The sequence below is a fragment of the Acinetobacter sp. ABJ-A23_2 genome (genome assembly GCF_044538765.1).
In the GTDB taxonomy this organism is placed as follows: Bacteria; Pseudomonadota; Gammaproteobacteria; order Pseudomonadales; family Moraxellaceae; genus Acinetobacter; species Acinetobacter nosocomialis_A.
Genome location: NZ_JBIUCP010000017.1, coordinates 19,833 through 45,582 on the forward strand (window position 1 = coordinate 19,833; position 25,750 = coordinate 45,582).

General features: G+C 40.8%; 30 protein-coding genes. 11 read left to right on the top strand and 19 right to left on the bottom strand.

The features are described 5' to 3' along the window. The first annotated feature begins 49 nt into the window (after window positions 1-49). The gene (gene dnaJ / locus ACH63V_RS07900) at window positions 50-1,162 is read left to right on the top strand and encodes a molecular chaperone DnaJ (RefSeq protein ID WP_263612597.1); all 1,113 of its coding nucleotides are present in this window, start codon (window positions 50-52) and stop codon (window positions 1,160-1,162) included. Between the two features lie 114 nt (window positions 1,163-1,276). Here the strand turns inward: dnaJ and ACH63V_RS07905 are convergent, their stop codons facing one another. Further along, window positions 1,277-1,645: a hypothetical protein gene (locus ACH63V_RS07905; RefSeq protein WP_396463175.1), complete on the bottom strand. Its 369-nt coding sequence runs from the start codon at window positions 1,643-1,645 to the stop codon at window positions 1,277-1,279. A gap of 184 nt (window positions 1,646-1,829) precedes the next feature. Between ACH63V_RS07905 and dapB the strand changes: the two genes are divergently transcribed. Beyond that, on the top strand, window positions 1,830-2,651 hold the full coding sequence (dapB, locus tag ACH63V_RS07910) for a 4-hydroxy-tetrahydrodipicolinate reductase (RefSeq protein ID WP_002053870.1): 822 nt from the start codon (window positions 1,830-1,832) through the stop codon (window positions 2,649-2,651). A gap of 51 nt (window positions 2,652-2,702) precedes the next feature. Then, entirely contained in the window at window positions 2,703-3,356 is a 654-nt protein-coding gene (locus ACH63V_RS07915; RefSeq protein ID WP_396463176.1) for an START domain-containing protein, read from the top strand. Window positions 3,357-3,397: 41 nt separating this feature from the next. Here ACH63V_RS07915 and ACH63V_RS07920 read toward each other — a convergent pair whose 3' ends face one another. Further along, a complete protein-coding gene (locus ACH63V_RS07920; protein ID WP_396463177.1) occupies window positions 3,398-4,588 on the bottom strand; it encodes an MFS transporter in 1,191 nt (396 codons plus the stop codon). Window positions 4,589-4,592: 4 nt separating this feature from the next. Then, window positions 4,593-5,396, bottom strand: a complete 804-nt coding sequence (dkgB, locus tag ACH63V_RS07925) for a 2,5-didehydrogluconate reductase DkgB (RefSeq protein WP_396463178.1) — start codon at window positions 5,394-5,396, stop codon at window positions 4,593-4,595. 120 nt (window positions 5,397-5,516) lie between these two features. On the opposite strand from dkgB, the gene ACH63V_RS07930 reads away from it, so the two are divergent. Continuing rightward, on the top strand, window positions 5,517-6,419 hold the full coding sequence (locus ACH63V_RS07930; RefSeq protein WP_396463179.1) for a LysR family transcriptional regulator: 903 nt from the start codon (window positions 5,517-5,519) through the stop codon (window positions 6,417-6,419). Here ACH63V_RS07930 and ACH63V_RS07935 read toward each other — a convergent pair. After that, the gene (locus tag ACH63V_RS07935) at window positions 6,403-6,777 is read right to left on the bottom strand and encodes a hypothetical protein (RefSeq protein ID WP_396463180.1); all 375 of its coding nucleotides are present in this window, start codon (window positions 6,775-6,777) and stop codon (window positions 6,403-6,405) included. The genes ACH63V_RS07930 and ACH63V_RS07935 overlap by 17 nt on opposite strands. A gap of 90 nt (window positions 6,778-6,867) precedes the next feature. Here ACH63V_RS07935 and ACH63V_RS07940 point away from each other — a divergent pair, with 90 nt between their 5' ends. Beyond that, entirely contained in the window at window positions 6,868-8,292 is a 1,425-nt protein-coding gene (locus ACH63V_RS07940) for a PLP-dependent aminotransferase family protein (protein ID WP_396463181.1), read from the top strand. A gap of 2 nt (window positions 8,293-8,294) precedes the next feature. Here ACH63V_RS07940 and ACH63V_RS07945 read toward each other — a convergent pair whose 3' ends face one another. The 8 genes from ACH63V_RS07945 to ACH63V_RS07980 all read right to left on the bottom strand — a co-directional run bounded on the left by ACH63V_RS07945 (window position 8,295) and on the right by ACH63V_RS07980 (window position 13,583). Further along, a complete protein-coding gene (locus ACH63V_RS07945) occupies window positions 8,295-9,323 on the bottom strand; it encodes an NAD(P)-dependent alcohol dehydrogenase (RefSeq protein ID WP_396463182.1) in 1,029 nt (342 codons plus the stop codon). 38 nt (window positions 9,324-9,361) lie between these two features. Further along, on the bottom strand, window positions 9,362-9,922 hold the full coding sequence (locus ACH63V_RS07950) for a DNA-3-methyladenine glycosylase I (RefSeq protein ID WP_396463183.1): 561 nt from the start codon (window positions 9,920-9,922) through the stop codon (window positions 9,362-9,364). Between the two features lie 30 nt (window positions 9,923-9,952). Further along, window positions 9,953-10,198: a hypothetical protein gene (locus ACH63V_RS07955; protein WP_001287364.1), complete on the bottom strand. Its 246-nt coding sequence runs from the start codon at window positions 10,196-10,198 to the stop codon at window positions 9,953-9,955. 9 nt (window positions 10,199-10,207) lie between these two features. Then, entirely contained in the window at window positions 10,208-10,744 is a 537-nt protein-coding gene (locus ACH63V_RS07960; RefSeq protein WP_346800179.1) for a M23 family metallopeptidase, read from the bottom strand. A gap of 47 nt (window positions 10,745-10,791) precedes the next feature. Then, the gene (gene mutY, locus ACH63V_RS07965) at window positions 10,792-11,826 is read right to left on the bottom strand and encodes an A/G-specific adenine glycosylase (RefSeq protein ID WP_396463184.1); all 1,035 of its coding nucleotides are present in this window, start codon (window positions 11,824-11,826) and stop codon (window positions 10,792-10,794) included. 139 nt (window positions 11,827-11,965) lie between these two features. Continuing rightward, on the bottom strand, window positions 11,966-12,328 hold the full coding sequence (locus tag ACH63V_RS07970; protein WP_002053765.1) for an HIT family protein: 363 nt from the start codon (window positions 12,326-12,328) through the stop codon (window positions 11,966-11,968). 187 nt (window positions 12,329-12,515) lie between these two features. Then, on the bottom strand, window positions 12,516-13,253 hold the full coding sequence (locus tag ACH63V_RS07975; RefSeq protein ID WP_311087302.1) for a dienelactone hydrolase family protein: 738 nt from the start codon (window positions 13,251-13,253) through the stop codon (window positions 12,516-12,518). Window positions 13,254-13,424: 171 nt separating this feature from the next. After that, window positions 13,425-13,583 (bottom strand): DUF1328 domain-containing protein, encoded by a 159-nt coding sequence (locus ACH63V_RS07980; protein WP_000490267.1) that lies wholly within the window; start codon window positions 13,581-13,583, stop codon window positions 13,425-13,427. A 194-nt stretch (window positions 13,584-13,777) separates the two neighbouring features. On the opposite strand from ACH63V_RS07980, the gene ACH63V_RS07985 reads away from it, so the two are divergent. From ACH63V_RS07985 to ACH63V_RS07995, 3 genes are all read left to right on the top strand, one after another. After that, window positions 13,778-14,236 carry a YcgN family cysteine cluster protein gene (locus ACH63V_RS07985; protein WP_263614890.1) on the top strand — a complete coding sequence of 153 codons (459 nt, stop codon included), beginning with the start codon at window positions 13,778-13,780 and terminating at the stop codon, window positions 14,234-14,236. Window positions 14,237-14,347: 111 nt separating this feature from the next. Beyond that, window positions 14,348-15,517, top strand: a complete 1,170-nt coding sequence (locus ACH63V_RS07990) for a PQQ-dependent sugar dehydrogenase (protein ID WP_396463203.1) — start codon at window positions 14,348-14,350, stop codon at window positions 15,515-15,517. Window positions 15,518-15,622: 105 nt separating this feature from the next. After that, entirely contained in the window at window positions 15,623-16,888 is a 1,266-nt protein-coding gene (locus tag ACH63V_RS07995) for a replication-associated recombination protein A (protein WP_263614887.1), read from the top strand. Between the two features lie 14 nt (window positions 16,889-16,902). Here ACH63V_RS07995 and ACH63V_RS08000 read toward each other — a convergent pair whose 3' ends face one another. The 5 genes from ACH63V_RS08000 to dapA form a co-directional block, all read right to left on the bottom strand. Continuing rightward, window positions 16,903-17,742: a formate/nitrite transporter family protein gene (locus ACH63V_RS08000; protein WP_396463185.1), complete on the bottom strand. Its 840-nt coding sequence runs from the start codon at window positions 17,740-17,742 to the stop codon at window positions 16,903-16,905. 312 nt (window positions 17,743-18,054) lie between these two features. Further along, window positions 18,055-18,258, bottom strand: a complete 204-nt coding sequence (locus ACH63V_RS08005) for a hypothetical protein (protein WP_263614885.1) — start codon at window positions 18,256-18,258, stop codon at window positions 18,055-18,057. 191 nt (window positions 18,259-18,449) lie between these two features. Then, window positions 18,450-19,169 carry a phosphoribosylaminoimidazolesuccinocarboxamide synthase gene (gene purC / locus ACH63V_RS08010; RefSeq protein WP_108679651.1) on the bottom strand — a complete coding sequence of 240 codons (720 nt, stop codon included), beginning with the start codon at window positions 19,167-19,169 and terminating at the stop codon, window positions 18,450-18,452. 36 nt (window positions 19,170-19,205) lie between these two features. Further along, window positions 19,206-19,805 carry a lipoprotein-34 precursor (NlpB) gene (locus ACH63V_RS08015; protein WP_396463204.1) on the bottom strand — a complete coding sequence of 200 codons (600 nt, stop codon included), beginning with the start codon at window positions 19,803-19,805 and terminating at the stop codon, window positions 19,206-19,208. A 15-nt stretch (window positions 19,806-19,820) separates the two neighbouring features. Further along, window positions 19,821-20,714: a 4-hydroxy-tetrahydrodipicolinate synthase gene (gene dapA / locus ACH63V_RS08020; protein WP_311070107.1), complete on the bottom strand. Its 894-nt coding sequence runs from the start codon at window positions 20,712-20,714 to the stop codon at window positions 19,821-19,823. 329 nt (window positions 20,715-21,043) lie between these two features. On the opposite strand from dapA, the gene pncA reads away from it, so the two are divergent. Next, the gene (gene pncA, locus ACH63V_RS08025) at window positions 21,044-21,688 is read left to right on the top strand and encodes a bifunctional nicotinamidase/pyrazinamidase (RefSeq protein ID WP_006581544.1); all 645 of its coding nucleotides are present in this window, start codon (window positions 21,044-21,046) and stop codon (window positions 21,686-21,688) included. Between the two features lie 54 nt (window positions 21,689-21,742). Next, entirely contained in the window at window positions 21,743-22,705 is a 963-nt protein-coding gene (locus tag ACH63V_RS08030; protein WP_396463186.1) for a bile acid:sodium symporter family protein, read from the top strand. Between the two features lie 4 nt (window positions 22,706-22,709). Here the strand turns inward: ACH63V_RS08030 and ACH63V_RS08035 are convergent, their stop codons facing one another. After that, the gene (locus tag ACH63V_RS08035) at window positions 22,710-23,180 is read right to left on the bottom strand and encodes a DUF523 domain-containing protein (RefSeq protein WP_396463187.1); all 471 of its coding nucleotides are present in this window, start codon (window positions 23,178-23,180) and stop codon (window positions 22,710-22,712) included. A 522-nt stretch (window positions 23,181-23,702) separates the two neighbouring features. On the opposite strand from ACH63V_RS08035, the gene hppD reads away from it, so the two are divergent. After that, window positions 23,703-24,758, top strand: coding sequence for a 4-hydroxyphenylpyruvate dioxygenase (gene hppD, locus ACH63V_RS08040; protein ID WP_396463188.1), 1,056 nt, complete (start codon window positions 23,703-23,705; stop codon window positions 24,756-24,758). Window positions 24,759-24,823: 65 nt separating this feature from the next. On the opposite strand, the gene ACH63V_RS08045 is transcribed toward hppD, so the two are convergent. Next, the gene (locus ACH63V_RS08045) at window positions 24,824-25,603 is read right to left on the bottom strand and encodes an IclR family transcriptional regulator (protein WP_396463189.1); all 780 of its coding nucleotides are present in this window, start codon (window positions 25,601-25,603) and stop codon (window positions 24,824-24,826) included. Between the last annotated feature and the right edge of the window lie 147 nt (window positions 25,604-25,750).

Sequence of the window (25,750 nt, forward strand, 5' to 3'; positions counted from 1 at the left end):
AGTCGGCAATAGAGTATTGATAAAATTTCCGTGAGGAGCACCGCCAAACATGGCTAAACGTGATTATTATGAGGTTTTAGGCGTTTCAAAAACCGCAAGTGATGATGAGATCAAAAAAGCCTATCGTAAATTGGCGATGAAATATCATCCTGACAGAAACCCTGACAATGCCGAAGCAGAAGAAAAGTTTAAAGAAGCTTCTGAAGCTTATGAGATTTTATCCGACAGCGAAAAGCGCAGCATGTATGACCGTATGGGACATAATGCATTTGAAGGCGGCTTTGGTGGCGCTGGTGGTGGCTTTGGTGGTTTCAGTGCAGAAGATATTTTCAGCCAGTTCGGTGATATCTTTGGTGGAGCGTTTGGTGGCGGCGGACGTCAGCAACGCCAACGTCGCGGCTCAGACTTACGCTATGTCATGGAACTTACCCTTGAGGAAGCTGTAAAAGGGGTTAAGAAAACAATTACCTTTACTGCTCCAGCACCATGTGATGTGTGTGATGGTAAAGGCTCTCAAAATCCAAAAGATGTAGAAACCTGTAAAACTTGTCATGGTTCAGGACAAGTACGTATGCAGCAAGGTTTCTTCTCTGTACAACAAACTTGTGGCACTTGTCGTGGCCAAGGCAAAATTATTAAAAACCCATGCCATGCATGTCATGGTTCAGGTGTAGCTGATCGCCAGCAAACATTGGAAGTTACTATTCCAGCGGGTGTAGATAATGGCGACCGCGTTCGTTTAAGTGGTAAAGGCGAAGCGATCCGTGATGGTCAAGCTGGTGACTTGTACGTTGAAGTGGTTGTTCGTGAACACGAAATTTTCCAACGTGATGGCGCCGATTTATATATGGACGTACCAGTAAGCATTGCTGATGCTGCACTTGGTAAAGAAATTGAAATCCCGACTTTGGAAGGCCGCGTTAGTTTGAAGATCCCTGAGGGAACTCAAACAGGTAAATTATTCCGTTTACGTGGTAAGGGTGTTCGCCCTGTACGTAGCAGCATGGTGGGTGATTTACTTTGCCGTATCGTGGTAGAGACACCAGTTAATTTAACGTCTCGTCAACGCGAGTTACTCAAAGAATTACAAGCATCTTTCGATGGCGAAGACAGTGCTTCTTCACCAAAGAAAAAATCATTCTTTGATCGTTTATTCGATTAATGCTTGATTAGATCGTAAATTAAAAAGAAGGCGGATATTGATTAAATATCCGCCTTTTTATTGCGCTGATTCATCTTATTATTTTTATTCTGCTTAAAAGAAAATAACTACCGATTACTCTGTCGGGTGAGCGACATCAATATCGTCAACACTTACAATAAGTTCGCTTGATGCAACTGGAGCTACTACAGCCTCAACAGTAGCTTGAGTAACTGGTTTTACAGCTACTTTTACTGTTTCTACTTCTGCGGCTTTTTCTTCAATGATCGGGTCGATATCTTCAACTTTAACTTCAGCAGTGGTATTGCTTGCTACGCTTGTTTGAGGTGTAGGTGTTGCTGCTTGAGTATTTATTACGTTCGTGGTAATGCGTGCTTTAGATAAGCTTTCTAATGTGTCCCCAGGTTGGATTGCAGGCTCTGCAAATGCTACTGAACTCATCATCCCCATAACGGCTATTAAGCCCATAATTTTCGAATGCATGCTGAACTCCTTATAGTCATCTTTTTTTCATTCGTGGGTCCGTAGTGTGCAGATCAATTCTTTAACTTTTGTGAAAACTGATTAAATTTCGGTGCATCTTAAAAAATATTTTTTACTTTTTATTGTGAGCAAAGAGTTTTGATATAGTAAGCCAATTACGTAAAACACAAGATTGGGAAGGATTATGTCAGCAGCTCCACGCATTGGTATTTTGGGTGCAGGCGGCCGTATGGGTCGTATACTTATTCAGGCAGTTCAACAAGCAGGTTATCAATTGGGAGCCGCTGTTGTACGCCCAGAAAGTACTTTAATCGGTGCTGATGCTGGTGAACTTGCAGGAATTGGTTCAATTGGAGTGAAGCTTACTGGAAGCTTGGCGGAGGTTCTTAAAGACTGTGACGTTGTAATTGACTTTTCGACTCCTGCTGCAACATCTGAGCATCTAAAGCTATGTCGTGAAGCTGGGGTAGCTATCGTGATCGGGACAACGGGAATGTCCGATGAACAAAAAGCTGAGCTTGATGAAACGGCAAAACATATACCTGTTGTATATGCTGCAAACTATTCTGTTGGCGTAAATGTATCAATCAAGTTACTTGAGCTTGCAGCAAAAGTATTTGGCGATACAGTAGATATTGAAGTGATTGAGGCTCACCACCGTCATAAAGTAGATGCGCCGTCAGGTACAGCATTAATGATGGGTGAAGCGATTGCTGATACTTTAGGCCGTAACCTAAAAGAAGTTGCTGTTTATGGTCGTGAAGGGCATACCGGTCCACGTGATCGTCAAACGATTGGTTTTGAAACCATCCGTGGTGGCGATATTGTAGGTGAACATACTGTCATGTTTATTGGTGAGGGTGAGCGTGTTGAAGTCACTCACAAAGCCACGAACCGTATGAACTTTGCTGCTGGTGCAGTACGAGCTGCTGCATGGGTTGTAGGTCGTGAAGCGCACAAATACGACATGAAAGATGTTTTAGGATTGAACGACGTACAGGTGTAAACCATCTGTATACGTCGCATATGTGGCGAGAAAAACAAGATAGAGCAGAACATGAATAAAAAACAAATTGCTTTGACCACTCTTCTTTGCTTAAGCAGCCTCTATGCAGGGGCTGCCTCTACAAACAAGGCGAAACTTAGCCTTGACCGTAATCATATTAAAGTGTGGACCTATCAAAAGGCTGATAACCCAGTCTTTCAATACAAAGCTGAAACAACCTTTGATGTACCTATTGAACGTGCTGTTGCGGTGATTTTAGATGTAAATCGCGCAGCGCAATGGGTGCCTTATATGGGTAAAGTTGAAATGCTGTCTCAGGATGAGAAAAAGGGTGAATTTACGTTATATATGGTTTTAGATTTTCCTTTTCCCCTGAAAGACCGCGATGTTGTGGTGAAAGGAAAAATGAGTAAAGCCGCTAATGGCGTTATTACGATTAAGAACACAGCAATTAATAGTAATTATCCGATTCAACCTGATGTGGTTCGTTTAACTCGTTATGAAGGTGAATGGACATTCCAGAAACTAGCGAATAACAAAGTTAAAGTAACCACCAGTGGCTACGCTGACCCAGCCGGTTCAATTCCTTTAAGCTTTGTAAATATGTTTGTTCAGCAGCAACCGTATCAAATGCTGCTTAAAATGAAGCGGGAAGTAATGAACCCTATTTATGAACAACCTAAATTGCCCGATATTTTAAAATAATAAGCAATAAAAAAAGCGCCTGATTTCAGGCGCTTTTTTTATTAATCTGAACATTGCTGTAAAGTTCGAGCTGGGCTACTTTCATGTTTGATTTGGAATAAAACCAGTAACAAACCTAACCCCGCCAGTAATGCACCAGCAAATGATACTGCGCTATAACCCCAACCTAAATCGAGCACTAACGCACCTGCTGCTGCACCGACTGCGTTACCTAGGTTAAACGCACCGATGTTTACTGAAGAGGCAAGCCCTGGTGCTTCATGAGCAACTGACATTACACGCATTTGTAATGGCGGTACTAAAGCAAAGGTTGCGGCACCCCAGATCACTAAGGCAATCGCTGCTCCAATCTGGCTTTGTGCAAGGATTGGGAAAATTACCATCATCACAATCAACAGAACCAAGAAACCAATCAGAGTTTTGTTAATAGACAAATCTGCAAAGCGACCACCTAAATGGTTACCAATTGAGAAGCCGACACCAATCAACACCAACATAAAAGTAATAAAGGTAGGTGAAGCATGAGTAAACTCAGTCAAACTTGGCGCGATATAGGTATAAAGCGTAAACATTGCACCTGCACCGAGTACGGTGGTAAGTAATGCAAGTACCACAGGGCCACGCGTTAATACTTTCAACTCAGCTTTCACATTTGGTTTTTGGGCAACCATACCTTGCGGTAATGCTTTCCATAAAGCGAGCATGGTAATCACACCAAGCAAAGAGATCGCAAGGAAAGACATACGCCAGCCAATGTTTTGCCCAACCCATGTTGCCAAAGGTACACCACCAATATTGGCAATGGTTAAACCCATAAACATGGTTGCCACAGCACTGGCTTGTTTATGCGCGGGTACAATACTCGCTGCTACAACAGAGCCAATCCCGAAGAAGGCACCATGGTTAAGGCTTGTGATGAGACGTGCACCTAATAAGCTCATATAGCTTGGTGAAAACGCTGCGATCAGGTTACCCACCGTAAAGATTGCCATCAGAAAAATCAGTGCATTACGTCTAGCAAAACCACCAAACCACAGGGTCATGAATGGGGCACCTAGCATGACGCCAAGTGCATAGCCCGTAATTAACATTCCGGCTGTTGGAATTGAAATACCTAAATCATGAGCGATATTCGGAAGTAATCCCATTGGAGAGAATTCCGTGGTGCCAATGGCAAAGGCACCAATTGCCAATGCCAGTAACGAGAACGCCGTATTTGATTGAGTGTTCATGAGTTTAGTCCCAAACTGGTGCCCATGGCTCTGGGCTAACTTCACGACTGTTACGGTCGAGTTCAGCAATCATTTGCATTTCAGCTGAAGTTAACTCGATATCCTGTGCTTTTAAATTGCTAATCAGGTTTTCACGTTTAGTCGAAGATGGAATGACTGCAAAATCACGTTGCAATGCCCATGCAAGTGCAATTTGCGCTGTTGTTGCTTTATGTGCTGCTGCAATTTCAGCTAAAACAGGGTCTTGAAGCACTTTGCCGTATGCAAGCGTCATGTATGAAGTGACATCAATCTTCTTCTCTTGTAAGAAATTCACAAGTTTATGGTTTTGAAGATAAGGACTTAGTTCAATCTGGTTTGTTGCAATATGCTCTACACCAATTGTGTCAATTGCTTGTTGAGTAAGTGCAATATTGAAGTTTGAAATACCAATTTGTTTAGTTAAGCCCTGTTGTTTTGCTTCAAGTAAAAGCTGCATGATTTCAGGAATCGAAACGCCTAAATCCGGTGCTGGCCAGTGAATCAAAGTTAAATCGACATGGTCAGTACGAAGCTTTTCTAAGCTTTCTTTTAAGCTTGGAATAAACTTATCTTGAGCAAAATTATCTACCCAGATTTTTGTAGTTAAAAACAAGTCCTGACGTGATACACCGCTTTCAGCAATCGCTTGTCCAATTGCTGCTTCATTTTCATAAATTTGAGCAGTATCAATGACACGGTAACCTACGTCTAAAGCAGTTTTAACAGAATCAATGACTGCTTGTTCTTTAAGACGGAAAGTACCTAGACCAAAACGTGGGATATTCATGTGTTCACCTAAATTTGAATAATCATTTAACTTGAGGTGCATTTTGCTTTTTTTATTGTTGCGAAAAAATAGATGAATAAGCAAAATATCTTTGATGATTAGTCAATAATAGAATAAGCCATGAAATCAACAATTGAAGAACTGGTTGCCTTTATCACAATTGTTGATACAGGCTCCTTTGTAGCCGCAGCAGAACATTTAAAACAGACACCTTCAGGAATAAGCCGCTCTTTGACACGTTTGGAAGCAAAGTTAGGTGTGACCTTGTTAGAGCGAACAACACGTAAGTTAAAACTCACCCAAGAAGGGCAGCAGTTTCTGATAAAGGCTCGTAAAATTTTAAATGAGCTGAATGCGGCCGAAGAAGAACTTCAAAAGTCTGATCAGGGTACTGCGGGACTGATTCGTATTGATTCGGCAACGCCATTTGTCTTACATGTCATTGCACCATTAATGCATAAGTTTCGTGAGTGTTATCCCGACATTGAAATCGAAATAAATAGTAATGATCAGGTGATTGATCTATTACAACATAAGACCGATGTGGCATTTCGATTTGGGGAACTCAATGATTCGAGTCTTCATGCCAAGTTAGTGTGCAAGAGTCGTTTATATATTGTGGCAAGTCCAGAGTATTTAGCGATTAAGGGCACACCAACACAGCCTGAACAACTCGAACAGCATGATCTGATTGGTTTTACACGACCTGATTATATTAATAGCTGGCCAATTAAAGTTGGTGATGAATATTTTTTCGCACAAGCAAATATTAAAGCTTCTAGTGGTGAGACTGTACGCCAGCTCACAATTAGAGGACATGGTATTGCACGGCTATCTGAATTTGAAATTTGGAAAGATATTCAAGAAGGGCGATTGGTTGCGTTATTTGAAGATCAAATAGAACATCAATATCAAAGCATCCATGCTGTGTATTATCAACAAGAGCATCTACCAAAACGAATCCGTTTATTTATTGAGTTTTTGGCAGATCAATTAAAAGATGGTTTTAAAACCTGTCTCTAAACTTACCATAAGCATCACTTGGAAAATGAACTTCTAAAATTGGAGTCGTTTGTCCTTGTGATGAATGTTGAGACAGAAAATAACTTTTTTGATGTTCTCGGCAGCTAAAATACAAAGTCGAATAAACCGAGTTCACCATTACAACTTCATTTGAGCTATTCCGTTTATATTGATAATGAGAAATCGTATAGGTCTCATTATCAGTACGCTGTTCTAATTTATAGTCCTGTTGGTTGGTCATTTTTAAATAACCTTCAATCAAGCTCTGGCAAACCGTGTGTCTATGCTGCTCATTTTTGGGCTGTGGTTGGCAACCCGCTAAAACAATAGTAAATAACAATATAACTTTTAATTTCATGATTTTACTACTCTTTGAGTTGATTTCCATAGCCTAAAGGTGTTCTATAAACCAGTACAGATACAGAAATTTTTAAAAAAGCAGCACAGAATGACTTTTCAATATCAGGTTCTTGCCAATCAATTAGCACATCGTATTTATCAAGATGAACTTAAACCTCATCAAAAGCTCATTTCCTTACGGGATTTTGCTCGTCAGCACAGTATTAGCTTAAGCACGGCAAAAAGTTGCTATGAATTGCTTGAGGCGAGGGGACTCATTTATGTAAAGCCGAAATCAGGTTATTTTGTGGTTGCTCGTAGTCAATCTAGTCCTATTCCTGATAGCCCAGACTTTTTGTCTTTACCTCGACATGTCTCAAATCTGGAGTTGCATAACCAAATTCAAGAAGCAGCCTTACAAAGCCATCTCGTACCGTTGGGTTCGATTCAATTAACGCCGCACTTTATTCCGGTAGAGGGTTTACGTCGTTCTATTCAACGTGCTTTGAAAAATTGTCAGCCTCAAGACTTTCTTTATTGTAATAAACAAGGGCATGAGCAACTAAGAAAAGCGCTATCCGATCATTGGCGTGAAGATGGTATTTATATCGCTCCAGAAGATATTTTTGTTACCAATGGCTGTATGCCTGCTTTGTCTTTGGTGATTCAGAAGCTCACTGAAGTGGGCGATAGTATTCTTATTCCTACACCTACCTATAATGGTCATTTACAGTTATTAGCAAGTTTAAAACGACAGATTGTTGAGATTCCTGCCGATCATCGTGGCATTGATCTTGAGCGTTTAGAGTCCTTAATGCAGCAAGGTTTAGCTAAAGTTTGCTTAATGACTGCGAACTACCAGAACCCTTTAGGATATTGTTTTAGCAATACAGAGAAAAAGAAGATTGCTGAATTAGCTGCAAAGTATCAATGTTTTATTATTGAAGACGATATTTTTGGTGAATGTGGCTACAGTAGTGAGCGACCATTGCCTATTCGATATTGGGACCGTGAAGGCTATGTAATTTGGTGTGGTTCAGTTTCTAAGTCTTTGTCGAGTGCGTATCGGGTAGGGTGGTTTTGTTTAACTACAAAGTTAGAACATTTAAAGCTTGAGCTGCTAGTAAGTAATATCGGGGTCAATACACCACTACAATTAGGCCTAGCTGATTTTATTTATAGCCGTGCTTACAGAGAGCATTTAGAGCAGTTAAGACCGAATTTGATGCGGCAAGTCGAGGAATATCGTAGCTGTATTTTAAATGCATTTGAAGGCATTCCAATTGCATTGAGCCAGCCAGAAGGGGGCTATGCATTATGGATACAGTTGCCTAAAAGTGTAGATAGCTTGGTGCTCTATTACACTGCACAAGCTCAGGGAATTACCGTGGTACCAGGCCATGTTTTTGGTGAGGATGAACGCTATCGGCACTTTATTCGTTTAAATGCAGGGCATGAGTTAACAGCAGATGTCCGCCAAGCAATTAAAGACTTGGCGAACTGGTCACGACAACAGATGAAAGGGTTGAGTTAGTTTTATTCTGCGAAGTCTGCTTTAAGCACAATACGGTAGCGTGCTTGACCTGAGTGTAGACGTTCAATTGCTTCATTAAGCTGTGACATTGGAAACAGCTCAATTTGAGGCGCAATTTTTTTGCGTGCAGCAAACTTCAAAAGTTGACGTAGTGCAGCAGGTGAGCCTGTAGGTGAGCCAGTTACTGATTTAGCACCGCTAATAAGTGAACCTGCAGAAACAGGAACAGGTTCTAGGGTGAGACCCAAGAAGTGCAAAGAACCATTGGGTGCTAGCGTAGAAATGAAAGCACGCCAGTTTAGCGTCACGTTTACTGTGCTGAGCAATAAATCAAATTTCCCTTTTTGTGCTGTTACCGCGTCTGTATCACGGCTATTCACGACATGATCTGCTCCCATTGCTTTAAGTTCCTCTGTTTTATCAGGGTTGGAACTAAATGCAGTGATCTCACAGCCCCAAGCTTTGAGTAGCTTAATGGCGATATGCCCTAAGCCACCAATGCCAATCACACCGACATGATGTGTTGCTTGAATCTTATGTTTAAGTAGTGGGTCAAAAACGGTAATTCCGCCACAAAGTAAAGGACCAGCACTTTCAGCGTCTAAATCTTCAGGGAGGGGAATAGCCCACTGCCAACCTGCACGGACTTTATCGGCAAAGCCACCAGCATGCCCCACGATTGTTGCAACACTTCCGCCTGTACAAAGTACTTGCTGACCACCAATACACTCATCACAGGCTTGGCAACTTTCAGCTGTCCAGCCAATACCGACACGTTGTCCAATTTGTAGACCTTTGGCTTCTGAACCCAAAGCAACAATTCGTCCAATAATTTCATGGCCTGCGACCACAGGGTAGACAGTCGATCGCCATTCATTGTTTAAAACAGAAATATCAGAATGACATAAACCGCAGTATTCAACTTTTACTTCAACCTGATGCGGTTGCAATTCACCTGCGTCAAATTGGTAAGGAACCAGTTTTTCACCTGCTTGCATTGCAGCATAGGCCTGAATCGTATTATTGCTCATCGGAAACTCCTTAAGCGGATTTGAACCGTTCTGGTAGGTTATGAAGCTTTAAATTGACAATCGTTTTCATGATCATCGACCATGCCTACTGCCTGCATAAATGCATAGCAGGTGGTTGGGCCGACAAATTTGAAACCATTCTTTTTAAGCGTTTTAGAAAGTTTTACGCTCAGTTCAGTTTGAGCAGGGGCCTTACGATAATCTACAACATCATTATGTTGAGGAGCTGCATCTACAAACTGCCAAAGCCATGTAGGGACATCACCGACTTGTGCTTTGAGCGCTTGCCAAGCAATCGCATTGTCACGAATGGCTTTAAGTTTACCTAAGTGACGAATTAAACCTGCATCTGATAATTTTAGTTCTAAAAAATCATCTGTGAATGAAGCAATTTCTGCAATTGGATGATTAAAAAAGTGCTGACGGTAGCTTTCTCTTTTTTTCAGTACGGTAATCCAAGATAAACCAGCTTGCTGACCTTCGAGGCAAAGCATTTCAAATAAACGTGCTTCGTCGTGTTCGGGTTTACCCCATTCTTCGTCATGGTAAGCAATATAGAGTGGATCGTCGGAACACCATCCGCAGCGTTGAGTTTTCATGATGATGCTCCTTATATTTATCTTGGAATTTTAAAGTTTAAATAGCACCCATTCATTTGGGCGAGTATCCCAATAATACAGTTCAGCTTGAGTTAAGTCTTCAAACTTTAGCCAAAAATCTTTGCCAACTTTATCTGAAAAACCGGTACTGATCAGTAGGGCATCATCGCTGATTTCCATGATCCAGCCTTGATAGCTATTGCCATTTAAAATGATCTTTTGCTGGTTGCCAGACTCGGCAAACTCTACTAAGCGATTGATCAGCGCTTCCGACATAAAATGTTCCTAGCGTAAATATGAATAAGGATTAACAGCACCACGTCCTTTACCATTTAGGTAAAGACCATAGTGGAGATGAGGTGAAGTATAACGTGCATTGCCCGTATTGCCGACATAGCCAATTAAATCGCCTTTTTTGACATAGTCACCAACACTTAAGCCACGTTTGTGACCATCAAGATGAGCATAATAATGCCATGTTCCTGCTGGGCCTAAAATCCAGATGACTTTGCCACCCAAGTTATTATTACGAAGATCGGCAACTAGTCCTTCGGTGGTGCTATACACTTTGGTTCCACGTGGAGCCAAAATATCAATGCCTTCGTGACTACGGCCCTGACTGCGTGCTGCACCCCACGTGTCTTTTAGTTCGTCTCGATCGACACCTTTTACCGGAACCGGGAGTCGATTTGGAAGCTGCATACTCTCGAGCTTACTAATTTGAGCGGGTGACAGTGGTGTAGGTTTTTTAGGTGCGCTGGCACAGGCAGCCAATAGAATAATAAGAAAGCCAAGTGAGAAACGAGAAACAAAACGTCGCACGAAATACTCCCTGTCATAGTTATATCAAAATTATTTTGACCACTATGTCATGAACGGCTTGTCGAGATCAATTTTTTCATAGCGGTTGGTATACCTTTGGCAATGGCCTGTTCCGGACTTAGCCACTGGCCTTCAAGTTCAATCGCCAAATGTTCTTTTTGATCAGGTTCCACGTGGAACACGTGAGCATTAAGTAACCATGTGAAGTGAGTGAAGCTATGGCTGATCTGAAAAATTTGCGATTGAGGCTGTAGTTTAAATTGCTGACTTATGCTCAGTCGTTCATGTTCATTTTCTAAAATAGGTAAACAAAATAAACCACCCCATAGGCCATGAGCTGGGCGTTGTTGCCAGAACCACTCATCTTCACACTGAATAATAAGAACATCTGCTGTTTTAACAGGTGGTGTTTTTTTCGGTTTTTTAAAAGGTAATTCTTGTTCTAAACCTTGCTGGTAAGCCTGACAATGAGCTTGCATTGGACAATATAAACACAGCGGTTTTTTAGGCGTACAGATGGTTGCACCCAAGTCCATAATCGCTTGAGTGTAGTCATGATTACGATATGTCGGGCAAAGTTCTTCAGCGAGTTTCCACATTTCACGTTCGTGTTGTGGCTTACTTAAGTCATCTTCAATGGCAAAGAAACGAGCTAAAACACGTTTCACGTTGCCATCCATAATCACGCCGTACTGACGTAAACCTAAAGACATGAGTGCACCTGCGGTCGAGCGACCAATGCCAGGTAGTGCAATCCATTCTTCTAGGGTTTCAGGAAATTTACCTTGCTGTGCTACAAGACCAGCGGCTTTATGTAAATTGCGGGCACGAGCGTAATAGCCAAGACCTGCCCAATAAGGGGCGACTTCATCCCAAGTTGCATGACCTAAAGCTTCTACCGTTGGAAAGCGCTCCATAAAGCGGTCAAAATATTGCAGAACTGTTTTTACCTGAGTCTGCTGTAGCATAATTTCGGAAACCCAAACTTTGTATGGATCATCTGCGACTTGCCATGGCAAATCATGACGACCATGTTGATCGAACCAGTTTAAGAGGGCATCAGAAAAAGAAAATTCAGGCATGAACAGCTATAGAAGAAAAGTAAGGGCTAAATTATAGCTGAAATTGGGGAGAAGTTTTGTTTAAAGCAAGCAATCAGAACGAGCCTGTTCAAGCAGAGACTACTTTAAAACGAGTAGTCTCTGTCCAGCATAGAAAGGATTAATCCTCTTTTACGCCCCAACGTTGATCAAGTTTCAACGGTTGGTTTTTATAGTAAGGAATGACATGAATGTGGAAGTGGTCGGAAGTCTGGCCAAATACTTCACCATCATTAAAGCCAATATGGAAACCAGCTGGTTGATGACGAAGCTGTGTTTCATGACGGGCAATTTCAAGAAGTGTCAGTAAGCTTTCATGTTCTTTAGAGGTAATGTCAAAAAACGAGCTTACATGGCGTAGTGGCGTTACCACACAATGGCCTTTAGACAACGGATTTGGGTCAGGTAAAATTACAGCAAATTCATTCTTATCAATGATGTCATATTCATCAAAATTGCAATACGGACATTTCTTGTCAGTCATTGTTGTATCCTCTCATGTTATTCCATTAAACCCCGAGTGCGGGAAATAAGACTAGGCTTTGCTCTAGCTCAACGGGAGTATATTTATTGAAGTATGATTTAAAAAATACAGGAAAAATATTGCAAAGTCATAAAGATTTAAGGGAGCAAATGCGAAAAAAGAACCATTTGCTCCAAATTTGCTTCTTTTATTTTAAAGTACGTTCTAATAAAGCGTACATTTTAGCAAGGCCTTGTTTTTCCGCTTCGCTGTTGTAGCCAAGGTCGACACCATTCGCTTTAGCTCTTTCATCTGCAAGCGGGTTACTAAAGCCATGTTTAGCATCCTTTAAAACCACTACTTCATGTTTAACCTCAGCAGCTTGCATCTCTTTTTCAAAATTAGCAACATCTTCTAAGGTGACCATGCTGTCTAGTTCACCATGTAGAACTAAAACTTCACCTTGAATGTTGCCTTTTTGAGCAGGAGCCTTAGGTGTTAATGTGCCATGGAATGTCGCAATTGCTTTGAGGGGAGCACCTGAGCGAGCTAGATCGAGTACTACTTTGCCACCATAGCAAAACCCTACCGCTGCAAGTTTTTCACTGTTCACTTCTGGTTGAGCAGCTAAAGTTTGAAGCCCTGCATTAGCGCGGTCAGTCACCGTGTCTAACTCTTCAAATGTCTGCATCATCCATTCGTAAGCTTGAGCTGCAGTCGTAGTCACTTTTTTATCGCCATACATATCGATTGCAAGCGCAGCATAACCGTGTTCAGCAAGTTCACGCGCACGTTGTTCAGTGTATTCGTTACGACCCCACCACTCAGGACCAATAATGACACCAGCTACAGGGCTTTCACTCTCTGGAGCTGCAAAGTAACCAATTAAATGGCTGCCATCTGGTGCAGTATATTGAATTTCACGGGTTTTAATTGCTGTACTCATGACATTAATCCTGAAATTTAACTTGATTTAAATACGCTTGATTAAAGCATAAAAAAATAAAAGTCATATGAATAACTATGTAAAAATCTACATCAAAAGAAAAACATAGAAACAATCAGCCAATAAAAAAGAAGGAACGAGTTCCTTCTTTTTGATATGGTCATAATTAAATTAGGTTCGGCCTCGCGAAATAAAACCAATAACAGCGAGAATTACAGCGATCACTAATAAAATCACGGCAAAGTCTTTAGATAACCCTGCAACACCACCAAACCCTAATAGACTGGCAATGAGTGCAATCACTGCAAAAATTATTGCCCAACGGAACATATGCTGTCCTCCTTATTTTTCATTGTCTTTTTACTATATAGCGTGTTTTTTGCACGAAATGTGTCGTTTATGTGGTTGAAATGTATATTAAACAATCATTTTGTGATGCCAAAAATACGGCTTATTTTCTTAAGCCCAGTGTAGTTCAATGCTATAATCTCACTTTGCTTTATCTATATAGCTGTTAAAAACTTATGTCTACCGAGACCTCACTTCGTCCAATGTTTTGGAAAAATTACACGCTAGAGCAGCTGACACAGGCTGAGTGGGAAGCTTTGTGTGATGGGTGTGGTTTATGCTGTTTGGTTAAGCTAGAAGATGAAGATACCCATGAAGTTGCTTACACCAAGGTAGCGTGTAAGTTACTCGATTGCAGCACAGGGCGTTGCTCGGATTATTCAAACCGTCAGCAGCAAGTACCTGACTGTTTGCAACTGACGCCAGAAAGCTTGAAAACCATTCATTGGTTACCATCAAGCTGTGCTTATAAACGTTTGAATGAAGGCAAGAATTTACCTTCTTGGCACTATTTAAATACGGGTACGAGACAAAGCGTCGTTAAGGCGAAAAAGTCGGTTGCAGGACGTTGTATTCCTGAAACTGATGTACATGAAGATGATTTAGAAGATTATGTCGTGCGTTGGGTGCGTTAATACGCTCCCGATGGGCATTTAAATTACAGCGTATAATAAAGTAACACTTTTATCGTAAATTTTTTAATGATCTCCGTTATATAAAAATAAAAGCAAAAGGAGATAAAAATGATGAGACAACTAGCAGCCCCCTTGTTATGCAGTAGCTTCTTATTATTAATGGCCTGTGGCTCCAATAATACTAATTCAAAAAATCCTGAACAAAATACAACTGCAAAAACAGAGCAAACCAATGCTGCCAAACAAACTTATCAGCTAGAGGCAATTACACATTTTAATGAACCTTGGGCGATTACCAGCTTGCCGGACCAACGGTTACTCGTCACTGAGCGACAAGGCAAATTAAAAATTTTTAATCCCCAAAATAAACAAGTGCTAGATGTTCAGGATGTTCCAGCGGTGAACTATGGCGGACAGGGCGGTTTAGGGGATGTAGCTCTACACCCAGACTTTGCCAAAAATCACTGGATATATCTCAGTTATGCAGCCAAAGGACAAGGTGGATCTGGTGCAGTGATTTCACGTGCGAAATTAGATTTATCTAACCCTAATCAACCAAAACTTATCGATATAAAGCAGATTTGGCAGCAAGTGCCCAAAGTTTCAGGGCAAGGCCATTATGGGCATCGTATGCTTTTTGACGCAGATGGTAAGCTTTGGGTGAGTTCAGGTGAGCGCCAAAAGTTTGATCCTGCCCAAGACATGAAAAGTAACTTGGGAAAAATTCTGCGTTTAAATGATGACGGTTCAGCAGCCGTAGGTAACCCTTTTTATAAGCAAGGCGGCGTCACTGCGGAAATATGGTCACTGGGACACCGTAATCCCTTAGGTATGGCTTTTGACCGCCAAGGACAGCTATGGGTGGTTGAGATGGGGCCTAAAGGTGGTGATGAGCTTAATATTATTACCAAAGGCGAAAACTATGGTTATCCAATTGTCTCAAATGGCGACCATTATTCAGGTCAGCCTATTCCAGATCATCACACTCGTCCTGAATTTAAAGCACCTGAGATAGACTGGACTCCGGTAATCTCACCGTCGAGCTTGATTATTTATCGCGGGCAACAATTTCCTGCGTGGCAAAATAAAGCCTTAATTGGCGGATTATCCTCCGAAGCCATTGTAGTTGTAGATTTAGAGCATAAGCCCGTAAAAGAAGTGCAGAGATTAGAAATGAAGCAACGTATTCGTGGTTTACATGAAGCACAAGACGGTTCAATTTGGGTGATTGAAGACGGTCCAAAAGCCCGTCTACTGAAGCTGAGTAAGAAACTCTCTTAAGGCCTCGAGTTCGCCTGTAAATAAAGGATGTGTCTCATAGATTCAAATTGTAGATTTCTGTGAGACGCAATAGACTATAGTGAAAAGACGATAAAGCTATTTGAGATGTCAGACACCCATATTCCACTTCCTGAACGCCTGCGCCCGAGAGACTTGTCTGAAATTATTGGGCAAGATCATTTGTTAGGTGAACATGCACCTCTACGTCAAATGATTGATCAGGGGCATTTGCCTTCTATTATTTTTTGGGGGCCGCCAGGCGTTGGTAAAACGACGATTGCTTTACTTTTGGCTCAAGCGATAGATCGCCCATTTGTAAGCTTATCTGCGCTGAATACGGGTGTAAAAGAATTACGTGAAGTAATTGCAGAAAGTGGTGATTTACTGACACCAGTCGTTTTTATTGATGAAATTCATCGCTTTAATAAATCTCAACAAGATGCATTATTAGGTGCGGTAGAAAAAGGAAAAATTACCTTAATAGGCGCGACGACTGAAAACCCATCTTTTGAAGTCAATAGTGCACTTTTATCACGTTGTCAGGTCTATACCTTAAATAGCTTAGACAGTGATGCAATTCAGACCTTACTCAACAATGCACTTCAAGCCGATAAATTCTTAAAAGAACGTTATATTCATATTGAAGAGTACGATGCTCTTTTGCAGTTTGCGGCAGGCGATGCTCGTAAAGCGCTTAATTTACTGGATTTAATTGCGAGTACTTTTGAGCCAGAAATTGAAAATACCATTACCAATGCTGTAGTGGTAAAAGTCGCTCAGCAAAATATTGCACGTTATGACAAATCGGGTGAGCAGCATTACGACCTCGTTTCTGCATTTATAAAATCGATTCGTGGTAGTGATCCGGATGCGGCTTTGTACTGGATGGCGCGGATGCTTAAAGGTGGGGAAGATCCGGTTTTTATTGCAAGACGTATGTTGATTGCAGCTTCGGAAGACATTGGGAACTCGAATCCTAATGCGCTATTGCTTGCAGGTGAATGTTTCCGCTCTGTACAAGCGGTGGGTATGCCTGAGGGTCGAATTATTCTGGGCCAAACCGCGGTTTATTTAGCAACAAGTGCAAAAAGTAATAGTACCTATTTAGCGATTAATCGAGCTTTAGAACTTGCTGAGAAAACGGCAAATTTACCAGTACCTTTACACTTGAGAAATGCACCGACCAAGCTGATGAAACAACAAGGTTATGGAATTAATTATCTCTATCCTCATGACTACCCAGAGCACTTTGTGTTGCAAGACTATTTGCCGCCTGAGTTGAAGGGAACCAAACTTTATGAGTCGGCAAGAAACAAGCGTGAAGTTGAAGGTGAGCGCCTCCAGCAACGCCGATGGCAGCAGGAGCAATAGTTTATTGTTTCCTGCTATTGTTCCAATTCTTCAGTCACCTGACCATAAATCAGCAGGGTAAACACGCCTGTACCACCAATAATATTGCCAATGGTGGTTGGGATTAGAAAATTAAATAGATATTCGCCAATAGAAGCCTCTCCTTGCCAGACCAGATAGGACATTTCGGTAGAGCCAACGACAACATGGGTAAAGTCGCCTAGTCCTATCAGATAAGTCATGAAAAAGATGACTAGGAATTTATTGCTAACAGAGGGTAACATCCAGACCAATGCGGCAATTAAAAGTCCCGACATAACCCCTTTAAGCAGGTTCTGGATTGCAGAAAAAGATGCAACATGATGTGCGAGTTCATCTAGTGCTTTATCAATGTCTGGCGTAAACAGATCAGTGGTCAGGAAGAATAAACTCGCCAAAGCTGTTCCAATGATATTACATAGAATCACAATCCCCCATAAACGGCCCACGGCTCTTAATTTGTCCAATGTAAAGGGCTTAAATAAGGGCACAACTGTAGTAATAGTATTTTCAGTAAAGAGCTGCATGTGGCCCAAAATGGCAATTAGAAAGCCAATGGTATAACCGAAATTGGTGATTAAATCTGTCCAGATCGCATCAGTTGGGATATAAGAGGCAATAATCGCTTTAAATACAAATGAAAAACTGATGACCAGACCTGCTGCAATGCCTGAAAAGATCAGTGCAGCTGTTGGGCGATCCAGTTCTTCTGCGCCATCGCGGCGGATAATTTCATAGACCAAACGGGGTGACAGTTTCTCATGTTCTTCTACTGCCATTTTTTCACGCCAGCTTAAGGTTTGCTCGACCTTTTTTTCCTCTATTTCATGATCCATCAGATTTGCTCCTCACTGAATAAATATTTTCTACTTATTATTTTTATTTATTGTTAAGGCAGCATTCGGGATAAATCCAGTTTATTCCTAACAGCTTTATGTGTCTTTTTATAAATTGAATGATACGGTGGTAAACAAAATAATATGCGAATAAAAGCAGTTAACCAGATAGGACGGTTAAATATAAACAGAGATAGAGAGTACTTTGTATAACAAGACTATTTGTTGCCTGAGTTAAAGGCGAGCAAGTTCTATGAATGAGTCCGGAACCGGCGAGAGGTTAGGTCTGTGCGTTTACAGTAAGGTAGATGATTAAAGTAAGGTATATGTTCTCAATGTGCGTATGAGTTTCATATAGTCACCTTGAGAAGCTTCAGAAATGACAGTTTCTACTTCAGCTTCGCTCCAGCCTTGTTTCAAAGCGGAATCGCTAAAATTAGATAAAATCACTAATGGATTTTCACCAAAATGTATCGAGTGATTCATTAATCTCTTTTCAGGCTTAAATAGTTCCATAAAATTCACCATACTTTAAATTTAATTATTGTGATGCAATTAGTGTTTTTTTAGATTTTAGTGCTTTGCTTTTATATTGTGCAAGTCATAATTTAATTAAATATACAAATCTGTCTACTTTTCCTAAATTTTAGGGTTCTGAAAATAAAAAACCGAGCGGAAATGCTCGGTTTTTTAATGAAGCTGGCGAATTAGATGTCAGATAAATCTACACCTAAACGAGAAGCAACTTCTTCATAAGCTTCAACAACACCGCCTAAACCTTGACGGAAACGGTCTTTGTCGAGTTTCTTCTTAGTGTCTTTATCCCATAAACGGCAACCGTCTGGAGAGAATTCATCACCAAGTACGATACGGTCATGGAAAACACCAAATTCAAGTTTGAAGTCCACCAAGATCATGTTGCCTTCAGCAAATAATGCTTTCAATACATCATTTACTTTATAAGTTAACACTTTCATTTGTTCTAACTGTTCAGCAGTCGCCCAACCTAAAGCAATCGCTTGAGATTCGTTAACCATTGGATCGCCTAGGCCATCATCTTTGTAGAACAATTCAAATGTAGGAGGAGTAAGTTCTTTACCTTCTTCAACACCTAAACGACGGCATAAAGAACCCGCTGCGTAGTTACGAATTACGCATTCAACAGGAATCATTTGAAGTTTCTTAACAAGAACTTCAGTTGGAGAAAGCAATTTTTCAAAATGCGTTTCGATACCTGCTTCAGCAAGTTTTTCCATGATGAAGGCGTTAAAACGGTTGTTCACCTTGCCTTTACGATCTAGTTGTTCGATTTTTTCGCCATTGAACGCAGAGGCATCATCACGAAAGACTAAAATCAGATGGTCGGCATTGTCTGTTTCATATACAGATTTTGCTTTACCAGTATAGAGCAAGGTTTGTTTTAACATGAGGGAACCTTTTAAAAAAAAATGCCTAGTAAACGACTAGGCTGGCCAATTTTGGTAAATCTGGTTTAACACTTCCGCAGCAACATCAGGGCTTGCAAAAGTGTTGTCTGGATTAAAGAGAGCAAGGCTATGACTAGAGCCAACACCAGTCAGTTTAAGCACATAAGTTTTGTCATTTACTTTAATCGTCGCTTGATTACTGCCTTGAGCGATGATGTTGTAATTTAACGTGCTTAAGGTCGCTTTGGTGTATTGCCAAATTTCAGCAGTACTTCCATCAATTTTTAACAGTGGGTTTTTATTACCATCTGTCACAAGTTGAGGGCGACTAAGCGCGCTACCTGATTGAGCAGATGTATCTGCTGAATCATCTTTCGTTTGTTCAGGGCGTGGCAATGCAAAACGGTTGCCACGCTTGTTTTCAAACTTCGGTGCGTGATCGATAGCGAGCTGGTCTACTGTTGGTGCAGGATACAAAGGTGTCGCTGGTCGTACAGTTGCATCGGCAGGATACTCAAGCGGGGCGAGTTGCTTTGCTTTTTTATAATCTAAAGAGTGATTATTGAGTGCGAAGCGACCACAGCCAGCTAAACTTAAGGCTGAAACTGCAAGGACTAAACCAAGACTTAATTGCATCATAAATTGCTCTTATTAAATAATTCCCGCATCTTTTAGGGCATTGCGGAGAGGTTCGCGATATTGCTCAGCGAGAGGAGTGAGTGGTAAACGAATACCAGTATCAATCAGTCCCATCTCATGTAGTGCCCATTTCACAGGAATTGGGTTAGATTCGCAAAATAGAATATTGTGTAAATTTGCAATCTTATTGTTAAGCGTCTTCGCTTGTGGCTCATCTTTAGCAATTGCAACCGCGCATACTTCGCTCATTGCCTTAGGTGCAATGTTTGCAGTAACCGAGATATTACCGTCTGCGCCAAGAAGCATAAGTTCCCATGCAGTTTCATCGTCACCCGAGTAAACAGCCATCTTGCCGTTTAAAGCATCGATTAAAGCTTTACCACGAGGTACATCACCTGTTGCGTCTTTGATACCTACAATATTAGGAATTTCTGCTAAACGTACCGCTGTATCGTTTGACAAATCTACGCCAGTACGACCTGGTACGTTATAAAGAATAAGAGGTAATTCAACAGCTTCAGCAACCGCTTTATAGTGTTGGTAAAGGCCTTCTTGGGTTGGTTTGTTATAGTATGGTGTTACAAGTAAAGCTGCATCAGCACCGAGGTCTTTAGCTGCTTTAGTTAATTCGATTGCTTCACGGGTTGAGTTTGCACCAGTACCGGCAATAATTGGAATACGTTTATTGGCTACACGAATAATTTCTTTAATAACCTGTGTGTGCTCTTCCATGCTCAATGTTGAGGCTTCGCCGGTTGTACCGACGGCTACAATACTGTTTGTACCTTGTTCTATGTGCCACTCAACCAGCTTCTCAAGACCCTTCCAATCTACACCGCCATCTTTCAACATGGGAGTGACAATTGCGACGATTGAGCCTTGAATGGTCTGTGCTTGCTGAGTCATTTTAAAAAATATCCTATTTATCCATCCGAATCTGAGGTAAGAAAAACAAAATGTGGGATGGTTGCAGTATTTTGATTGTCCAGTTCTAACAATAACAGATTGTTGAATGACAATTATGCAAATTATGACTGATCAGACGCATAAGAACAATATGCTTAACTGATAAACCCTATGTAAACTTGAGCAAAACATAGAATGCCAATTTGATCATTTCAAGTAAAAGACAGTAAATATTACAATATGGTGCAATTCTGCGAATCCCTACTTGATACAGTCTTTTTTATGGCAAGATAAAATGCATATTTTTCCCGAATGGGACTTAAGATGGCATGAAAATGAAGAAACAACCACAAAATTCGGCTTTAGTCGTAGTTGATGTACAAAATGGTTTTACGCCGGGTGGAAACCTGGCAGTTGTCGACGCCGATACAATTATTCCAACCATTAACCAACTTGCTGGTTGTTTTGAAAATGTCGTCCTCACACAAGATTGGCATCCAGATAATCATATATCTTTTGCAGTCAACCATGTAGGCAAGCAGCCATTTGAAACCATTGAACTCGAGTATGGACTACAAGTGCTTTGGCCTAAGCATTGTGTACAAGGCACGCATGATGCCGAGTTTCATCCAGATTTAAATATTCCGACAGCTCAGCTGATTATCCGAAAAGGTTTTCATGCTCATATTGATAGCTACTCGGCTTTTATGGAAGCAGACCACACCACAATGACGGGTTTAACGGGTTACTTAAAAGAGCGTGGCATTGATACGGTTTATGTGGTTGGTATTGCCACGGACTTTTGTGTTGCATGGACTGCTTTAGATGCAATTCAACTCGGCTTTAAAACTCTAGTGATTGAAGATGCGTGCAAAGGTATTAATCTCAACGGTTCGTTAGAACAGGCATGGCAAACCATGCAGCAACAAGGGGTTATCCGTATTCAATCGACTGACTTGTTAAGTGAATGCTAGAGATAGTGCCCATGATGTTTGGGCTTTAATTGCGATTTGGTATGGATGAACAGCATGTCTGCATTATTACGTTTTACTCAATTTGTTCAGAAAACGTTTGCTTTATGGGTCATCGTTTTTGCGGCATTGGCACTCTGGCAACCTGAATTTTTTGTCTGGCTTAAAGCTTATATTCCATGGATCTTGGGCATTATTATGCTCGGCATGGGAATGACTATGACCGTCGATGACTTTAAAGGGGTATTACAAAGCCCTAAAGCGGTGTTGATTGGGGTGGTAGCACAGTTTGTGGTGATGCCGGGCTTGGCATTTGCTCTATGTAAATTATTTAATTTACCGCCGGAAATCGCTGTTGGGGTTATTTTGGTGGGGTGTTGCCCAGGTGGAACAGCTTCAAACGTGATTACCTACATGGCCAAGGGTAACGTAGCGTTATCGGTCGCTTGTACATCGGTATCAACACTTTTAGCACCTGTGTTAACGCCTGCTATTTTTTATCTGCTTGCTAGCCAATGGTTAAAGATAGATGCAGCTTCGATGTTTATTTCGATTTTGCAGGTTGTACTACTTCCTATTGTGGTTGGTCTGATTTTAAGAACATGGCTTAAACGTCAGGTTGAATCTTATATTCAAGTCATGCCATTAGTTTCAGTGATTGCAATTGTTGCGATTGTGGCAGCTATTATTGGTGGAAGCAAAGCGGCTATTTTACAGTCAGGTTTGCTTATTTTAGCGGTAGTGATATTACATAATGGATTTGGATATTTATTAGGTTTTGCAGCAGCTCGGTTCTTTAAACTACCGTATGCGGACAGTAAGGCAATTGCTGTAGAAGTCGGTATGCAAAATTCAGGTTTAGGCGTGGCGCTTGCAGCAGTGCATTTTGCGGCTTCCCCGATTACTGCCGTACCAAGCGCAATTTTCAGCCTTTGGCATAATATTTCTGGTCCTGCGCTTGCGACTTATTGGGCACGGCGTACAGGTGAAGATAAATCTACTCAAGTAAAAGCAGAGTAATGTACTAAAGAGGATGTGCTGCTAACCAATCTTCAATTTCGTTTTCAGAAATCACTTTAAAACCATGGCGCTGTAACAGTGCTGTGGTAATCCCAACACCCGTAATCTTCTCGCCTTGAAAAGTTCCGTTATAAATTTTTTGACTGCCACAAGATGGGCTATTTTCTTTTAAAACCACACAGCTTGCTTTTATTTGCTGTGCAATTTCCAAAGTGCGGTAAGCGCCTTTTAAATATAAGTCTGTTACATCTAAACCAGATGAATCAGTAATTTTTGCTTTTCCATCAAGCACATCTTGACCTGTTCCTCCTACAATTTCTGCGGGTAAACGAGGCGTGCTAAAACCGCCTAATAACTCCGGGCAAAGCGCATGGGCTTTTTTATTTAAAAATAACTGCTGAAGCGTAGTGTGCAAGCATGATCGGCCGTCATAACGTACAGGTTCACCAATTAAACAAGCACTGATTAAAAGCATGAGTTTTCCGCCTTTAGAACTTTAAAAGCCATGTGAGTGTACCCAATGATTTATAAAATATGAAATCTAAAACAGGCACAAACAAACGGTGTAATTTGATTAATAAATTACACAATTCATAATTAAATTATGTATTGCATAATTTAATTGTTTTTAGTAGCATCTGTTTTAAGGTAAATGGCCATTGGGGGTCCAACAAGGATGTTGGCCTCCATAAATCTAGGAATGACTTTAGGAAAAGGCGATTTTTAAAGGTTTATTGAAAAATCTCAATCGTACTTTTAGATAAGAAAGGACTGTGTGTATGGAAAATAAACACCATATAGAAGGGAAATTAATCATCGGCTTTGTGCTCACTCAATCTTCGTTTTAGTTATTGGTTTTTTTCTCATAGGATGCGTTGGGCTAAGGCATTTTGACGGTTCAAACACTCTCCCAGCAAATGCGTATTCTATAGAGAAAGGAGCTGACCAGATCAGCATGAGAAATAAACGGATCAGGTAATCACCAGAGGGAAACTAGATGGATATTTTAGAGAACCCATTAGAACTATGCGGTTTTGCATTTATTGAGTTTGTTTCAAAAGAAAATGAATTAGATACAATTTTTGAAACAATCGGCTTTTCAAAAATAGCCAAGCATAAATCGAAAAAAGTGTACTTATGGCGTCAAGGAAATATCAATATTATCCTGAATTATCAGCCAGAATCTTATGCTTCATTCTTTTTCAATGAGCATGGCCCATCTGCTTGCGCAATGGGATTCAAAACACGTGATGCGGCAAAAGCTTTTAAAAAGGCTGTTGAGCTTGGTGCAGAACCAATGCAGTCTAGTGTTGGGCCGATGGAGCTTAACATTCCGGCAATTAAGGGTATTGGTGGAATGCCAATCTTCTTGGTTGACCGTGACATTTATGAAAATGACTTTGTTTTCTTTGATGATGCACAGCGTAATCCTGAAGGCGCTGGTTTAAAAGAAATTGACCACTTAACTCATAACGTCTACAAAGGCCGTATGGAGTACTGGGCAAACTTCTATGAGAAGATTTTTAACTTCCAAGAAATTCGTTACTTCGACATTAAAGGCGAATATACAGGTTTAACATCTAAAGCGTTAACTGCTCCAGATGGCATGATCCGTATTCCTTTAAATGAAGACTCAGACAAGGGTAACGGTCAAATTGCAGAATTCTTAGCTGATTTTAATGGCGAAGGTATTCAGCATATCGCATTTATTTGTGATGACTTAATTTCGACTTGGGATAAGTTAAAAGGCTTGGGTCTACAATTTATGACTCCACCGCCAAACACTTATTATGAAATGTTGGAAGACCGTTTACCTGAGCATGGCGAACCGACTGATGAATTACAGCAGCGCGGTATTTTGCTTGACGGTAATACTAAAGACGGTCAGAAGAAGCTTTTATTGCAAATCTTCTCTCAAAACATGATTGGGCCAGTTTTCTTCGAATTCATTCAACGTAAAGATGACGACGGTTTTGGTGAAGGTAACTTCAAGGCATTGTTTGAATCGATTGAACGTGACCAAATTCGCCGTGGTGTTCTCGAAGCAAAATAATTTTTGCTTTGTCTCTAATCTAAAAAAACCAAGAGCATTGCTCTTGGTTTTTTTATGGCTAATGATTAGCGGCTTTTAATATATTGATTAATTAAATTAATCTCATTTTTTAGCGTTTCGATAATTTTACTTTGTGGGTCGACTGGTAAAAACATTTCGCTATCAAGCGCCACAAGACAAAACTCAATCCCTTGGTTTGAATTAAATACAGGTAGACCGACTGCGTTAATACCCGTAAGCAAATCACCTTTAGCTGCCGACATTTGTTGCTGGCGGATCGTATCTTTAAGTTCTAAAAACTCTTGCCAATTGTGTGGTGCGATGTTTAGACCAAGCTCCTGATGCTTTTGCCACTCAGCTTCTAATAAAGGACGAATAAAATGCTCCGGAAGGTAAGAAGCAAATAAACGTCCCGCAGCAGAATTGACTAAAGGCATAATTGAGCCAACTTTGGTCACAATCGAAATAGGGTGGTTAGATTCAATAGACTGGACCACAACAGGGCCTTTCGGTGACCACTTACTAATTTGAATACCACAGCCAATTTTGCTTTGTAGGTCATAAATTAGATGCTGTACCAGCTGTAAAGTGTCACTGTGCTGAATGCAGTTTAAGCCTAAACGCCATGCCTGATCGCCTAGGGCATATTGCCCATCTTCAAGTTGTTTGGCGTAATCCATGCGAATTAAGCTCACCAAATAACGGTGTACTTTGGCAGGGTGCATCTCGAGCTTACTAGATAAGTCTTTGAGAATAATCGGTTGATTGTGCTCTAACAGGGCATTTAGTACGGATAAACCAACTTCAAGTGATTGAACCCCCCCAGATACTTTTTCTTCAATCATTTAAATACCCTTAATCGATTTACTTCAGCAGTTAAACAGTTATGTATAAACATAAATTGGAATTGATGCGTTTTACATCATGCCTGAGCCTATAGAAAAATAGAAATCACCTTTTTCTATTAGCAAAATTCACATGTTTAATAATCA